15 protein-coding genes and 2 pseudogenes are annotated in these 14,763 nt (G+C 46.0%); 6 read left to right on the top strand and 11 right to left on the bottom strand.

Features of this window, described 5'->3' with window-relative positions; all coding sequences use genetic code 11:
• Positions 1-3 precede the first annotated feature (3 nt).
• Both RLO19_RS28430 and RLO19_RS28425 read right to left on the bottom strand, forming a co-directional pair.
• A complete protein-coding gene (locus tag RLO19_RS28430) occupies positions 4-351 on the bottom strand; it encodes an IS607 family transposase (protein WP_446360759.1) in 348 nt (115 codons plus the stop codon).
• Between the two features lie 320 nt (positions 352-671).
• The gene (locus RLO19_RS28425) at positions 672-3,206 is read right to left on the bottom strand and encodes a DNA gyrase/topoisomerase IV subunit A (protein ID WP_446360757.1); all 2,535 of its coding nucleotides are present in this window, start codon (positions 3,204-3,206) and stop codon (positions 672-674) included.
• 135 nt (positions 3,207-3,341) lie between these two features.
• Between RLO19_RS28425 and RLO19_RS28420 the strand changes: the two genes are divergently transcribed.
• Positions 3,342-3,743 carry a response regulator gene (locus tag RLO19_RS28420; protein WP_446336864.1) on the top strand — a complete coding sequence of 134 codons (402 nt, stop codon included), beginning with the start codon at positions 3,342-3,344 and terminating at the stop codon, positions 3,741-3,743.
• Here the strand turns inward: RLO19_RS28420 and RLO19_RS28415 are convergent, their stop codons facing one another.
• Entirely contained in the window at positions 3,744-3,938 is a 195-nt protein-coding gene (locus RLO19_RS28415) for a hypothetical protein (protein WP_446360755.1), read from the bottom strand. It lies immediately after the preceding gene.
• A gap of 165 nt (positions 3,939-4,103) precedes the next feature.
• Here RLO19_RS28415 and RLO19_RS28410 point away from each other — a divergent pair.
• Positions 4,104-4,178, top strand: a pseudogene (locus tag RLO19_RS28410) (response regulator); the annotation flags it as partial.
• 701 nt (positions 4,179-4,879) lie between these two features.
• On the opposite strand, the gene RLO19_RS28405 reads toward RLO19_RS28410, so the two are convergent.
• A complete protein-coding gene (locus RLO19_RS28405) occupies positions 4,880-5,773 on the bottom strand; it encodes a tetratricopeptide repeat protein (RefSeq protein ID WP_446360753.1) in 894 nt (297 codons plus the stop codon).
• Between the two features lie 34 nt (positions 5,774-5,807).
• Positions 5,808-6,023, bottom strand: a pseudogene (locus tag RLO19_RS28400) (hypothetical protein); the annotation flags it as partial.
• A gap of 34 nt (positions 6,024-6,057) precedes the next feature.
• On the opposite strand from RLO19_RS28400, the gene RLO19_RS28395 reads away from it, so the two are divergent.
• From RLO19_RS28395 to RLO19_RS28385, 3 genes are all read left to right on the top strand, one after another.
• Complete coding sequence (locus RLO19_RS28395; protein ID WP_446360751.1) at positions 6,058-6,180, top strand: hypothetical protein; 123 nt, start codon at positions 6,058-6,060, stop codon at positions 6,178-6,180.
• 216 nt (positions 6,181-6,396) lie between these two features.
• Positions 6,397-7,839: an efflux RND transporter periplasmic adaptor subunit gene (locus RLO19_RS28390; protein ID WP_446360749.1), complete on the top strand. Its 1,443-nt coding sequence runs from the start codon at positions 6,397-6,399 to the stop codon at positions 7,837-7,839.
• A gap of 181 nt (positions 7,840-8,020) precedes the next feature.
• Positions 8,021-9,238 (top strand): ABC transporter permease, encoded by a 1,218-nt coding sequence (locus RLO19_RS28385; RefSeq protein ID WP_446360747.1) that lies wholly within the window; start codon positions 8,021-8,023, stop codon positions 9,236-9,238.
• A gap of 185 nt (positions 9,239-9,423) precedes the next feature.
• Here RLO19_RS28385 and RLO19_RS28380 read toward each other — a convergent pair whose 3' ends face one another.
• Positions 9,424-9,783, bottom strand: coding sequence for a hypothetical protein (locus RLO19_RS28380; protein WP_446360745.1), 360 nt, complete (start codon positions 9,781-9,783; stop codon positions 9,424-9,426).
• Positions 9,784-9,944: 161 nt separating this feature from the next.
• On the opposite strand from RLO19_RS28380, the gene RLO19_RS28375 reads away from it, so the two are divergent.
• Positions 9,945-10,718, top strand: a complete 774-nt coding sequence (locus tag RLO19_RS28375; protein WP_446360743.1) for an ABC transporter ATP-binding protein — start codon at positions 9,945-9,947, stop codon at positions 10,716-10,718.
• Between the two features lie 76 nt (positions 10,719-10,794).
• Here the strand turns inward: RLO19_RS28375 and RLO19_RS28370 are convergent, their stop codons facing one another.
• The 5 genes from RLO19_RS28370 to RLO19_RS28350 all read right to left on the bottom strand — a co-directional run.
• Positions 10,795-11,661, bottom strand: a complete 867-nt coding sequence (locus tag RLO19_RS28370) for a DUF4388 domain-containing protein (protein ID WP_446360741.1) — start codon at positions 11,659-11,661, stop codon at positions 10,795-10,797.
• 468 nt (positions 11,662-12,129) lie between these two features.
• Complete coding sequence (locus RLO19_RS28365) at positions 12,130-12,669, bottom strand: GTP-binding protein (protein ID WP_446360739.1); 540 nt, start codon at positions 12,667-12,669, stop codon at positions 12,130-12,132.
• 11 nt (positions 12,670-12,680) lie between these two features.
• Positions 12,681-13,547: a DUF4388 domain-containing protein gene (locus RLO19_RS28360; protein ID WP_446360737.1), complete on the bottom strand. Its 867-nt coding sequence runs from the start codon at positions 13,545-13,547 to the stop codon at positions 12,681-12,683.
• Positions 13,548-14,022: 475 nt separating this feature from the next.
• Positions 14,023-14,445 carry a roadblock/LC7 domain-containing protein gene (locus RLO19_RS28355; protein WP_446360735.1) on the bottom strand — a complete coding sequence of 141 codons (423 nt, stop codon included), beginning with the start codon at positions 14,443-14,445 and terminating at the stop codon, positions 14,023-14,025.
• Positions 14,446-14,524: 79 nt separating this feature from the next.
• Positions 14,525-14,763: hypothetical protein (locus RLO19_RS28350; RefSeq protein ID WP_446360733.1), on the bottom strand; the 239-nt coding region annotated here is incomplete at its 5' end.

The following is a 14,763-nucleotide window of genomic DNA, read 5'->3' as shown; positions in this document are numbered from 1 at the left end:
TGTTCAGGATTCAGGTAGATCCGGATCTTCTTTGATTTTCTTACCGTACTTTCTCCCCTGGAGCATTCGACTAGAGAATACATGGATAATGGAGAGTAAATCCTGGGTAAGCTCTGACTGAGGGCAGTATACAGTTGGCCCTTGAACCACGATGTTGCCACCGTTTTGTTCGACCAGATACTGTATAAGCTCGAATCCAAATCGGCACAATCGGTCTTTACAGGCAAAAATAATTGTGAGCTTATCCCCTTTAAGAAGTCTGTCCAGTAAGGAACGCAGTCCTTCATGAATGAAGTTGAGTCCTGAGCCGATGTCTTTGATGATTTCAGCTCGTGGGTAGAGACGCGCCATGGCGCGTCTCTACTTATAGGCGACTTGTCGGGCCAGAGCGTCTCGTTGTTTGGTACTCGATACTCGGCAATAACAAACAGTGGCACTTCCAACACTTGCTCCCAGATAGGCTTCAACGTCAAACATACGTTGTCCGCACCGATTGCGTATAGAGGGAATGCTGCCATTATCTGCATACTTCCTTACGTATATCCAAGTCCCTTGACGGCTTCTCTTAAAGGAACGTAGCCCATCTGAGCAAGAATAAGCTTACATGAGCATATAGTATCATATTAGCTATCTGTTGTTAACCCTTGAGACACAAAAGAAGGAGGGGACTTTCACGGGAGGATTTCTGTCACGGTGATAATTGTTTCGTCGGACTTGAGTTTAACCAAGCGATCGCCACACCCATCTTTGCCGGACAACTTTACAGATTTTAACGATACATTCATGACTTGATTATCACTGGTTAGCAAAACAACCGTCTCTGTTTGAGAGGCGTTGACTAATCCGATCAACCGATCCGTCGATGTTTTAAACTGAAGGGCTTGAGTGCCGAGATCCCCGCGTTTGATGCGCCTGACTACATTGAGTCCTAGGCGTTTGCCATAGCCTTGCTCAGATACCAGTAAAAGATTCTCGTTGGGAGCGATCGCGACACATCCGACTAATTGCTCCCGACGCCGCAGTCGCAACCCTTGATTTCCTTGGGCTGTACGCCCCATAATCGGCAAATTTTCGTCGTTAATTTCAAAGCGTAATAAGCGCCCACTACTGGTGGCAATAATCAGATCATCATTGGGTCGAGCAAGGCTGACATAAGCCAGAGAATCCTCCTCTTTGAGCTTGATCAGCGTTAAACCCCGTGCCGTTAGGTTAAGTAACTCTGTAGCGGGAAGACGCTTAACTCGCCCCTGTTGCGTCAGCAAAATCAGGCTGAGAGATTCGGTGAGTTCTAGGGGTCGAAAATGGGCGATAACAGTTTCGGATTGAGCCGCATCGGGGAGAAGACGAGTCAAGGGGATACCTTGCTTGCGTCCAGCGGCTGGCGGGATATCTTGCACTTTCAAGGGGTAGGCTTTCCCCCCACTGGTTAGGGCGGCAAATTCAGACTGGGTGGTGGTTTGCTGCGTCTGAACCACAAAATCGTTCCCATCTTTTATCGAGGGTTTAGATTTGGGATCAGGTGCAGAACGCAGTCGCTGTACATGTCCTTGATAGGTAAACTCCAGAACCGTTTGTTCGGCTTCCGTGTCGCTAAGACTCGGCGATGGGGATTTCGAGGTAGAGGTTTTAGGGTTCTGTGACGTTTTGCTTCCCTGACTGGTCTGTTTTTCCGACTTTGGCTGTTTTGGTTCTTTGAGAGATTTCGGCGATCGGATCTTGGTGCGACGTGGATCAGCGTATTTGCGTTTGAGCGATCGCAACTCTTTTTTCAGGGCTTTGAGTAATTCATTTCGGCTACTGAGTAATCCCTGGAGGGTTTCAATTCGGGTGGTGAGTTCGTCAAATTCGGTCTGAAGTTTTTGCCGTTCTAACCCCGTGAGGCGGCGCATCGGCATGGCGAGGATGGCATCGGCTTGACTCTCACTCAGGTTTAACTGTTCTTGAAAACGAGTTTTGGCGGTTGTGCCATCAGCCGCATGGGTGAGGATTTCAATAACGCGATTGAGTTGTTTCAAGCAGATCAATAACCCTTCCACCAGATGACGCCGTTGTTGTTTCTGGTCAAGTTCATAAGTATACTGCCGGGTCAGGGTTTGTTCACGGAACCTTAAAAATTCTTCCAGACATTGCCGTAGGGGTAGCTGGCGGGGCTGTCCATTGACCAATGCCAGCATAATTGCGCCAAAGTTACTTTGTAGGGGAGTTTGTTTATAGAGGTGTTTGAGAACATCCCGAGGATGAGCGTCCCTTTTGAGTTCCACAACAACCCGCATCCCCTGGCGATCGCTCTCATCGCGCAAATCGGCAATTCCCTCTAAGCGTCCGTGGTTGACCAGATCGGCAATTTTTTCAATCCAAGCCGCCTTATTTACTTGATAGGGTAACTCCGTGACAATGAGCGCCGTGCGGCGATGACGGCGAGTGCGCCCCACTTGAATCTCTTCCACTTTAGCGATTCCCCGCACTGGAATAATGCCCCGCCCACTGCTATAGGCATCCCGAATTCCAGACGTATCAATAATTTCACCCCCCGTGGGAAAATCGGGTCCTGGAATCAATTTCCACAATTTCTCATCCGCCAGATCCGGGCGATCAATCAAAGCGATTAGCCCATCCACAATCTCGCCCAGATTATGAGGAGGAATATTGGTTGCCATGCCAACCGCGATGCCAGAGCAACCATTGAGCAGTAAAATGGGTAGTTGAGCGGGTAAAACCACTGGCTCTTGTTGAGAGCCGTCGAAATTATCGATAAAATCAACGGTTGCCTCGCCAATTTCTGATAGGAGGGCTTCATGACTAATGGGAGACAGCCGCGTCTCTGTGTAACGCATGGCAGCCGGTGGGTCGTTATCCACCGACCCAAAATTGCCATGACCCCCCAATAGTGGATAGCGAGTGGAAAAGTCTTGGACCAAGCGCACCATAGCATCGTATACAGCTTGATCCCCATGGGGATGATATTTCCCCAAAACATCACCCACTACGCGAGCGCACTTGCGGTAGGGTCTATCGGGTGTTAAACCCAATTCGTACATGGCATACAAGATACGCCGATGCACGGGCTTTAGACCGTCGCAAACGTCTGGCAGGGCACGCCCAACGATGACACTCATGGCATATTCAAGATATGACTGTTGCATCTCTGCATGGAGGGGCGTGGGAATAACTTGACCAGTCGCCAGCAGATTCAACTGTTTTGCCATGAGTTCTGTTTCCTAATTTCTAACCACAACGAGATGAAAATTTGATTTTTTTGGTGGCAACATTGCCCAGTCCCTGTCAGACTGATGATCAAACCGCACTTTTGTTGAAAAGACGACTTTCTTGATGCAACGCCCATGAAAACCGTTCTGATTGTAGAAGACGATCCCATTAATCTTCGCGTTTTTTCTAAAATTCTCACGAAGCGGGGTGGCTTGAATGTCAAGGGAACCGAAGATGTAGAGGAGGTCATGAAAATTGCCCACGCGGGAGATGCAGATATTATCTTGATGGATGTTTCCCTGGCTCACAGTGTTTACCAGGGTAAGCCAGTGGACGGCATCAAAATTACCCAGATGCTCAAAGCTGATGCTCAAACCAGCAATCTGCCCATTATATTAGTCACGGCTCATGCTATGGAAGGCGATCGCGAAAACTTCCTTAAGCAAAGTGGTGCTGATGGTTATATCTCTAAACCTGTTGTGGATCATCAACAGTTTGTCGATCAAATCCTGGCGCTTCTGCCTAAAGATGATTAGTCAAACCTGAGTGAGAGCGACGCCTCCAATAACCAATCTTCGGATAGGGACATCAATCCTCTGGAACTGGGTGCTGACATTGCCGAAAAACTGGAGTCTTACTAAAGTACGTTTGTACTGTACCACAACCGTTTCGGCAAAATACAGAGGATGAGAAAGTTTATAACCCTTGCGATCGGTTCCCGTTAATACCATCCCCTAATACCGAGTCGTTTTCAATCCTAGTTGATCAGAGCTACCGGGAACAGGGGGGGTAGGGGAAGCCGGGATAGAGAACTTGGTCTGTATTGCCCAGTCCCTATCAGACTGATGATCACATCGCACTTTTGTGGAAAAGATAATGTTCTTGATGCAATGCCTATGAAAACCGTTCTGATTGTAGAAGACGATTCCATTAATCTTCGCGTTTTTTCCAAAATTCTCACGAAGCGGGGACTCTTCTTGGTAGAGGACGATTAATCCTTTGTAACTGGGTGCTGACATTGCCGAACCACGAGAGTCTTGCTAAATACCACAACCGTTTCGGCAAAATATAGAGGATGAAAAACTTCAGAAAGCTTGCTATCGGTTTTGTTTATCTGATTCGGCAAGAAGACCCTCGCTTTTAGCGACGGGATGAATTGCCGAGATATCATGCTATAATCAAAATGGTTTGAATCCCCTCGGTGGGCGGTAGTGAAGGGCTTTTTAAGCGGCACGATGGCACCGGAAAGCCGGCAAAAGTGGCAAAAAAGAAGGGATGCGAAAACCACGTAAAACATAGCGCAGTAAGTCTTCAACGAGACTGAATGAACAAGAAAAAAAGACTTGGGAGTAATCCCCGTACCGTGGGGCGCACGGGAACGGTCGGTGAAAATCCGATAACGCTTGGAGAGTGAACCACAAGTGGGCGCTAGATAACAAGTGATATTCTAGTAAGCTCGGTTCAGACATAATCGTGTAAGACCTTAGTAGGGCAACCAAAAGGGCGGTGATTAGCTCTAACTACCTTCGCTTTTAGCGATGGGAGCGTCAAACATCCCCTGATACCATACCTTAGATGGGGGAGGAATGTAGAGACGCTTCTTGAATCGCGTCCGGGAATGCTCATAGAAGCGTCTGAAGTTTCGCGGGAAGTTATTCACTCAAATTTTGATTTAAGGAATAACTTCCACTTGTACAGGAACATTGCCACTAGGGGCAATGGTTGCCTGCATTCTGGGGTTTGCCAAGAATTTTTGAGTATCAGAGAGCAGACGTTCACCCCAAAGATTTTCTTTGAGGAAATCTAAATCAGCATAACGATCATCTGAACGGATGGCAGTTTCTCCCAAGGCAAGTCCTCTGTCTTGTTTCCCTTGGGTATAAAGTGCTACCGCTACAGCCAGCTTAGGTTCAGCGGCTTCTGGATCAATCGCGATCGCGGCTTGCCATTTCTCAATCGCGCCAGCCACATCTCCCTGCTCATACTTGACCAACCCAATATTATTGATCGCGGGCCACACGGGCCACGTATCGTTGGGTTCCTGAGCAGCAGCTTTTTGGTATGCCGCGATCGCTTTAGGATACTGCTCCAGCATATAGTAGGCGTTGCCTAAATCAAACAACGCTTCGGGAACATCAGATTCTAGCTTCAAACCAGCTTCTAATTTGGAGACAGCTGTCCGATAATCCCCTTTCTGAAAATAAGTATTTCCCAAGGAGAAGAGAACACCAGCCTCTTCTGGTTTCAAGGATTGAGCCTTAGAAAGCGCTTCAATTCCCTCATCCAATTGCTGGTTTTGTACATACAAGGTTCCCAAAATAAACCAAGTTTCAAAACTATTGGGGGCAAGCTGAGTTGCTAGTTTAGCTCTAGACAATGCTAGATCGTATTGCTGAAAACGAGTAAGCTGAACGGCATCCTGCGCTAGATTCAAGCCTTGCTGCTCCAATTCCTCAGCATTGAGCTGTAGAGTATAGGGAAGCAGGGCTTGGGCGGATACAGGAGCAGGTTTGCTCAACCAAGCCAGCAGAACAAAAATGGGCAATAACAGAATACGTTTGAACACGGCGGAGTCTCAAACCACAATAAGGAATTTTCAGCTACAGTGACATCCTCCGACGATGTAATCTTTGATTCATCGTCGGCTTCCCAACCTCACGATTGGGCATTGCTCCCCTACGCCAGTTATCTAGGCAAATAACCCCCGACACCTCGACTTGAGAGCCAATTTCTTGCTTCTCCAGAGTCCCTGGATAAGTTTCTATTCCACGATTACAGATTTCTTGGGCAGCCGCCACATCACGATCTACTTCATAATGCTAACCGACGTTGTAGCACTTTCAGCCGACGGTGTTCGGTTTTGAAGAATTTGCGCGTTCTCGTCCAGGGAATTCTGTGCAAGACTGGAGCCGCCAGGATATCGGGACGGGTTTTACCGCTAATCTGCGGGAAAAAACCGATAACCTAAATTGAGGATGCCCTTCGTCAGTACGGTTAGTATGGAAATAAAGGAACTTGAACGGCTTAGACGGGCGTCGTTGACGTAGCACCAACTGAGATAGCCAAATCGGTGCAACGGAAACAGATGATTGATTGTTTGTTTTTGCGCCTTGCGAGGAAAATAAGTGTTCACTCCTTAAAAGCAAAAACTCTGCTGTAGCAGATTGATGGGGAAACCTGACACAGACTATGGGTAAAGTCAATAATCCTCTCCCTTGGGTAATGGGAATCATCACAGCCAGCCTTCTTGTCGCGGGCGGTGCGGGATATTTTGTGATTGCGGCAAAACCAGCCAAAATTAACCTTGATGAACTGACTGTGCCAGTGGATGTGCAGGATTTAGCGGTGGAAATCAAAGCAAATGGCACGGTACAACCGATTCAAACAGTCAACCTCAGTCCAAAAACGGCGGGTCGTTTGGTCAAGCTGGAAGTCGAACAAGGGGATCAGGTTGACGCGGGAGATGTGGTTGCGGTAATGGAGCAAGACGATGTTAAAGCTCGGTTTTTGGGAGCTAGAGCTGACCTACAGCAGGCACAAGCCCGTCTCGCTGAAGCCAAAGCTGGTCCTCGTCCTGAAGAAATTGCCCAAGCCAACCAGCGATTTCAGCAAGCACAAGCTCGTTTGGCTGAAGCTCTCGTCGGTAATCCTAGAGAAATTGACCAAGCCGTTGCTCAAGCCCAAACTGCCAGTTCTCGCTTAGATTTAGCCACAGTAAGAGTCCAACGGTATAAGTACTTGGTGGATGAGGGGGTGGTATCCCAAGATCGGTTCGATGAGGCATTAACTGAAGCCCGCACCGCTAAAGCCCAGCTTGATGAAGCTAAACAACGCTTAGCCCAAGTCCGCAATACTAAAAACACTGAGGATGAAGCTAGCCCAGAGATTGTGCAGCTCAAAGCGGCAGTCAACGAAGCTGGTTTCGCTGTGCAGCAACTGCTCAAGGGAACTCGCCCAGAAGAAATTGCCCAACTTGAAGCTGCAGTAGAAGCGGCGAAAGCCCAAGCTCAAGCTGCCTACATCCAACTACAAGACACGATTATTCGTGCGCCTTTTCCGGGAATTATCACTCAGAAATATGCCACGGTTGGCGCATTTGTCACGCCGACAACCTCCGCATCGAGTACGGCTTCAGCTACCTCCACATCAATCGTGGCATTAGCCACCCAACAACTGGAAGTTTTGGCTGCGGTTCCCGAAGTTGATATTGGACAAATTCAAGAAAAACAGCCGGTACAAGTGGAATCAGATGCGTTTCCGGATCAGGCTTTCCGAGGTCAGGTGAGGCTGGTTGCCCCAGAAGCTGTTGTAGAGAATGATGTTACATCTTTTCAAGTGCGAGTTGCCCTGACACCCGAAGCGCAAGAGAAATTGCGCTCAGGTATGAATGTTGACTTGACATTTTTAGGGGAACCCATTAGCAATGCTCTGGTTGTTCCTACAGTGGCGGTTGTGACTCAAGAGGGCGAATATGGAGTTATGGTGCCTGATTTTGAAGATCAGCCTAAGTTTAAACCTGTCACAGTTGGAGCCACGATTGAGGATAAAACTCAGATTATCCGTGGATTGAGAGAAGGGGAAAGGGTGTTTATTGATTTACCTGAAAACTATAATCCTGACGAAGAAGAGTAGGGGCAAAGGAGAGCTGGGGGAGCTGGGGAAGTAGAGACGTGCCATGGCACTATGGCAAGCTGGGGGAGAATAAATGAAATTAGAGCTTATCCGAGCAGTATTGGGAGAAGGGTATTCGTGTCTGGAAAGCTGACGAACCAGAAAATCTATAATTCATAATTTCTAATTTATAATTCACCAAATGGATATTGTAGAAAGCATCAAAATGGCATCCACCACCTTGATGGCAAACAAGCTACGCAGTAGCTTAACCATGCTAGGTATTATCATTGGGAATGCCTCCGTGATCGCGATGGTGGGGATTGGACAAGGAGCGCAAAAGCTAGCTTCTGAACAGTTTGAAGCTCTCGGACCCAATGTCCTGTTTGTCATTCCTGGCTCTCGTGAAGCGCAACAGACAACGGTTGATTTTCCCAAAACATTGGTTTTGGAAGACGCTAAGGCGATCGCGACTCAAGTCCCAGCCGTTGCGGAAGTTGCCCCGCAAATTAATCTGAGATATTTAATCACATACCACAATCGCAATAGTAATTCATTGGTGACAGGCACGACCCCAGAATTTCTATCTGTTCGTAGCTTTAATGTTGCCAGAGGACGGTTTTTTACCGATATTGACATTAAACGCAATAACCAAGTTGCCGTTCTGGGTTCTGAAATCGTCGAAAAATTATTTGGCTACCAAGATCCGATTGGTCAATCGGTGCGGATTAAAGATGTTAGCTTTGAAGTGATTGGGGTGATGGAATCCAAAGGTACTTTTTTGGGAAATAACCAGGATGATGCGGTGTTTATCCCTCTGAGTACGATGGCGAATCGATTGCGGGGACGCACATCTCCTTACGGCGTCGAAGTTAGCTGGATTGCTATTTCTGCTAGGGATAGAAATAGTATTAGTGCGGCTCAGTTTCAAATTGAAAACTTACTGCGGCGACGTCACAAGATTGTGGGTGAAGATGATTTTGGCGTTCAAACTCAGGAAGATATCTTGCAAATCGTCAATACGGTGACAGGTGCATTAACGATCATGCTCGCCGCGATCGCAGCTATTTCCTTAGTTGTTGGCGGTATCGGCGTGATGAACATTATGCTGGTGTCAGTTAGGGAACGAACCCAGGAAATTGGACTGCGGAAAGCCGTGGGTGCTAGAGAACAGGATATTCTAATTCAGTTTATGATTGAGGCAATAATTCTCTCCGCCGCTGGGGGGATAATTGGAACAGCAATTGGTGTGAGCGGTGTTTTGCTTGTCGGTGCTGTAACGCCATTAAAAGCCGGCATTTCCCCCATGGCTATTCTCGTGGCTGTCAGCGTGTCTGGAGGAATTGGCTTATTCTTTGGCGTTGTTCCCGCCAGACAAGCAGCTAAACTTGACCCAATTGTGGCATTGAGAAGTGCTTAGAACGTCATACGTTATCAGTCAATGGTAGGGGTGGGTTTAGCCACAATTTTAGGGGCGGGTTTAGGAACAATTTGTAGGGGCGGGTTTAGAAACTAAAATCAGCTACTCAGAACTAAATGAACAACAAAACCCGCCCTTATATTATGTCCGTTTAAAAACAAAATTTGCTTGAATTGGGTTGACTTCTACTGATTTACTAAAAACACTGGAGCTTCGAGAACATGGAAATACATCAGTGCCAATACAACTAAGGTGTAAACCGTTGACGTGCCAAAACCAATAAGTAAATCTTTTTTAGAATTCCGCTGCTTTTGCTCAAAAAACATATCTGTTGCCCCCAGTTGCATCATTAAGATTCCTATAATGTTTGAGAGCCAGTAACCAACAGCGGTGAGCGGTAAGAACAAGTCAGGAAAAATCCAACTGAACAGATAGGCAAAAAGGTAGGCAATGGGCATATTAAAAAATAAATCATTCCACCAAGATAATGGTGAGAGCATATAGCCAATTCCCATTAAAAATCCACCTCTAAATTTTTTTAGCATTGAATTTACCCGGTCTATATATAGCTTTGATGAAATATCACGATTATAAAGTTCCGTTATCAGTGGGTAGGGCGGGTTTTGTTGTTTAGTTATCGGTGAATACATAATTGAGTTCCTAAACCCGCCCCTACAATTGTCTTGTTTATTAACCCTAGAGCTTTATGCACGACTCTATCAATTTTCCATCATCCCTCCATTCAACGTCAGTTGAGCCACCCATCATTATTCGTCTAGAAAATATCTCTAAGGTTTATGGTACGGGTAACACAGAAGTCAGAGCTCTCAGCCAAGTGAATCTAACCATAGACAAAGGTGAATACTGCTCAATTATGGGGGCATCGGGTTCGGGCAAATCAACCGCCATGAATATTATCGGCTGTCTCGATCAACCCACGTCTGGACGCTATTACCTTGATGGTGTGGATGTTTCTCATCTGGATAATGCTCAATTAGCTGGGATTCGCAATGTCAAGATTGGCTTTGTGTTTCAGCAGTTTCACCTCCTACCTCAACTTACCGCCTTGGAAAATGTGATGTTGCCTATGGTGTATGCTGGCATTTCCCCCCAAGAACGCCGCGATCGCGCTATGAGTGCTTTAAAGCGGGTGGGCTTGGAAAACCGCCAGTTGAATAAGCCCAATCAACTGTCTGGCGGACAACAGCAACGGGTAGCCATTGCCCGCGCGATCGTGAATCAACCTGTATTACTTTTGGCAGATGAACCAACAGGGGCACTGGATTCTCATACAACGGCTGAAGTTATTAGTTTATTCAGTCAACTCAATGGGGAGGGAATTACAGTGGTGATGGTGACTCACGAACCGGATGTCGCTCGTTTGACTAAGCGTATTGTTTGGTTTCGAGATGGTGAAGTCATTCATTCGTATTTGACGCCAGAGGAAATGGTAAAAGTAGCAACAGCGTCGTCAGCCTAAATCCGGAGGGCGGGTTTAGTCAAATCTAGTTAAAACCGAAATGATAGTTGTGAAACCCGCCCCTACAAACACGCCATTAAGTTACAACTGATATGGGTTTGGCTTTATTGTTACGCAAAAAACTTATAAAGTTTTGTACGAAAGATTGACTGAGTGTTTGGATTTCGGATTCTTCCGTCAATTGTGCGGGTAAGGGTTCAACGGATTGAGTGGGTAGATTTCCTACTAATAACGGTACTTCTTCGGCTAAACCTACTGTGATCAGGGCAAAAGCAATTTGCTGAACTTTTTCTATCGGTAGTCGTAGTTCTCTGGCGATCATTTTGAGAGAAACCGTCCCTTTTGTATACTCCCAAATCTGCCATTCGATCGGATCTAGTCGGTAATGGAGTTGACCTGTTTTTGTACTGATTAAACCGCTATTGGGATCAGGTAATTTATCGGCTAAGGTATCCCAGTGTCGCAGAACCCGCAATCCCATTAATGTGGCTTCGGTGGCGGGTATACTTAACCCCGTCATTTCTCGTCCAGGTAAGAGTACATTCTGCTCAAATGTAAATTGAGCATCTTTGAGTTGAAACATGATACCAATTTGCTGTAAAACCTGAACTTGGAATAACTGTTTGAGATGTTCAGTTTGCAAAACTCCGTGATTTTTGAGGCACAATCCCAGGGGTTTTCCAGTTGGACAGCACCATTGGATTAACTTGGCTACCACGCGATCGCTAACCCACTTGTATTGCTTAATCAGTGCAACTAAACCTTGACTATCCAAGCGATTAGCCGCCGCAACAATACGACCTTGGTAGACCCATATATAATAAGGAATTGCTGGACTGGCTAAGGCGGCGCGTAATGTGAGTAACCCAGTTTTTTTTCCTTGTTCAATTAAATGAAAAAGTTCGGGAAGGGACAAATCAGATAAGTAACCTGTAATCGCCATTGTTTTAGATAGTTTTAGAATCAAATTTTAAAGAACACAATCACAGACTTCAATCAGGCATGACTGGTTGAATGTTAGAAAAACTAGCAAAATTTAATATTTTTTTAATCTTATCACAACTTAACAATTATTCACATTAGCCAATAGTCTGAATTTTTGCGATTTATAACCTATGGAGGATGCGATGACGTTCTCCTAGAGGATCACAGGATCAATCATGATTTACAAACAGGACTTACGCACAAACGCCACATATAGTAGGGGCACTGCAGTTCAGTGCCCCTACAGGTAGCGCCTGTGCCGTCAAGAAAGCGTAAGTCCTAACAAAAATGGGATTTGCCCTCTGTTTCTTCTGGCATTGGGATGCTTATATCTAGAACAGAGGGTCTTTTCCGATGTGATTGGATTATTTAGTTTTTATCTGTACTGTAAAAGATTGTTCTTAAAACTATTGAACCTGTAAAAATACTATGTTTTTGTTTTGACGGCACAGTTTAAATAATATTCAATTAAGACAATTAGAGTATCAATAACAGAATCTTTTTCATTCGCATTTAAGGTGACAAAAGGCGGACGAGTTTTTTCATCCACAAAACCTAGAGCGATCGCGACATTTTCTTCAGACCAAGCGCCTTCACAATCCCTGTGGGTCAAGCCAATTAGCATTGGAATATCTACCCTCTGTTTCATAAACGCTAGCAGCTTACGGGCTAAGCGAAAATCGCTGGGTCGGTGAGCATCAACTAAAATGATATAAGCATGGGCTTTGCGAATCAAGATATCCCACATAAAATCGAAGCGAGCTTGTCCCGGTGTACCATAGAGGTGCAATGCCATTTCTGGGGCAAATTGTAAGCGTCCAAAATCCATCGCTACAGTTGTTTTCTTCTTGATGTCAGTGGTTTGATCGGTTGAGACTCGATCCGTATCGACTACGGCAATCTCGCTCACTGAGCGAATGAAGGTGGACTTGCCAGCACCCACAGTACCTGTCACAACCAGACGCATAATTTCCACCGTTACTTGCTGCTCCTCAAGAAACCCAGCAGGTTTTGCATAAAGGAATGACTAACGCCAGAGACATTATCCTCCTTACCACCGTGATTTGTTCCAGCAGCTACAGGCTCTAGTACATCTTCTGCCATTGCTTTAGAACGAGACAACGCCGTCATCATGGGGACTTCTTGGACTAAACCCACGCTGATCAGTCGGAATGCCGTTTGTTGAATTATTTCTATGGGTTGTTTGAGCTGAGTTGCCATTGTATTCAGAGAAATCGAGCCATTCGAGCGCTGCCAAACTTGCCCTTCCACCGAATCCAAGCGCAGATGACGCTTACCAATCACCACCCTAGACAGGGCAGAGGTTGGTTCTGGAAGTTTGTCTGCTAATAATACCCAGTCTCTTAACACTCGTAAACCCATCAGCGTGGCTTCGGTGGCGCTGAGGCTCAAGCCAGTCATTTCCGTGGTGGGCAAAGTCGCTTTAGTATCAAATTTAAATCGCGCCTCCCTCAACCTAAACAAACCACAGACTTGCCTTAGCACTTGAGCATGGAACAATAGTCTGAGTTGTTCCGGCGAAAGAAACGATTGAGTCTTTAAATATAAACCAATCGGAATATTTGCTGGACAACGGTTCACCTGCTCTCGCAGCACTTCCGGGCTAATCCAACCTCGTTGTACAATCATGGCGAGCAAGCACTGGTGATCCAAACGATTGGTCACCGCGACAATGCGACCTTGATGTAATAGCACATGGCGTACCCGTTTCTCTTGATTGTCTGTGTGAAATCGCAAGGTCAGCAATCCAGTTTTGCTGCCTTGATCCAGAAATTGAAATAGTTCGGGGAGAGAAAACTCCGACAAACAACTTGTAATTGCCATTACTTGTTCACTACTGTCTAAAAAATTGTCAAAAAAATAGGCAGCCTTTAGACTTATTGTCTTAGGTCTGAAAGCCGAATTGAAGAATAATCAATTTTTTGTTACTTTTCTTAGATAAATCATAAATATCTTTATGATCTATAGTAATCTATAGTAATCGTGTTATCCTTACCTTGGCAACATCAGTCAAAGGGCAACGGGAGCAATCAGAATAAGTTTACACTGGCTGATTCAAGATTGGGTGTCGATGCTTAGGATTCTTTCGGTTTCAATGAGTTGTCTGCCAGCAGCGCTTTAGCTTACCTCACCGACTTGATGGCTCTGGGATTGAATCTCTACCCAGATTTGAGCTTAAACTCAAGTCTACACAGGATTCTGGAAAAACTCATGCTTCGGCTGGTGAACAGCGCATCCCACCTCGTCACAGCCATGATAGAGGTAGGAGATCAAGTGCAGTTCCCGTCGTAGTCATGAATTATTCGGCAACCTGTGATTGATTGTCATAAGCTCCTGATATTTTCCGGATCGGATCAAGCGCTGCTTTGAGTTCTGGGATCACACGTTTAATTTCCAACAAAAGTACGCCTTGTTTCGCCGCTTTGCTGGCTAAAACGAGTAATACAGCATATTCGCCGCAATTGGTCAAAATACCATAGCCGCGATCGCCCTCCACGTAGATACGATCAAGATAGCCTCTGGACAACTCTGATCCAATCCGCTCTCCTAACGACAGCATCGCTGCTGACATTGCAGAAACTCGTTCTTCGTCCATCTCATTGGGTAAGCTTGAAGCCAAGGGTAACCCATCGGGAGACACCAGAGCTGCTCCCTGAACCTCACTGGTGCCAGTGACAAAATTTTGCAAAATGCTCTCAATTTTCGTCGTGTTAATGGTCATTGTCATCATCCTCGATAAGTCTGGGTTTGAGCTGGTGAGACAGTCAAAGGGTATGAATACTATCAGAACTATCTATTATTCAAGTATCCAACTCTATCTCACAATCGAACTTATCACGGACTTTTTTGGATGAGGAGACAAGGGAGCAGGGGGAGATGGGGGTTCTGTAGGAACGGGTTTTACCGTTCAAGCGATGGGTGAAGGCTCCCACGCTCTTTAGCTGGGAGATGAAACCGAGCGAACCGTCTAGGTAGCGAATAAATTCGCCAGTCAAATAATTCGGATAACGTTCTACTATTGTGGTAATGTAAATACAAG

The organism is Coleofasciculus sp. G2-EDA-02, assembly GCF_040226375.1.
Lineage (GTDB): Bacteria > Cyanobacteriota > Cyanobacteriia > Cyanobacteriales > Coleofasciculaceae > Coleofasciculus.
The sequence above is the reverse complement of the archived record's forward strand: the minus strand, read 5'-3'. Positions and strand labels throughout refer to the sequence as shown.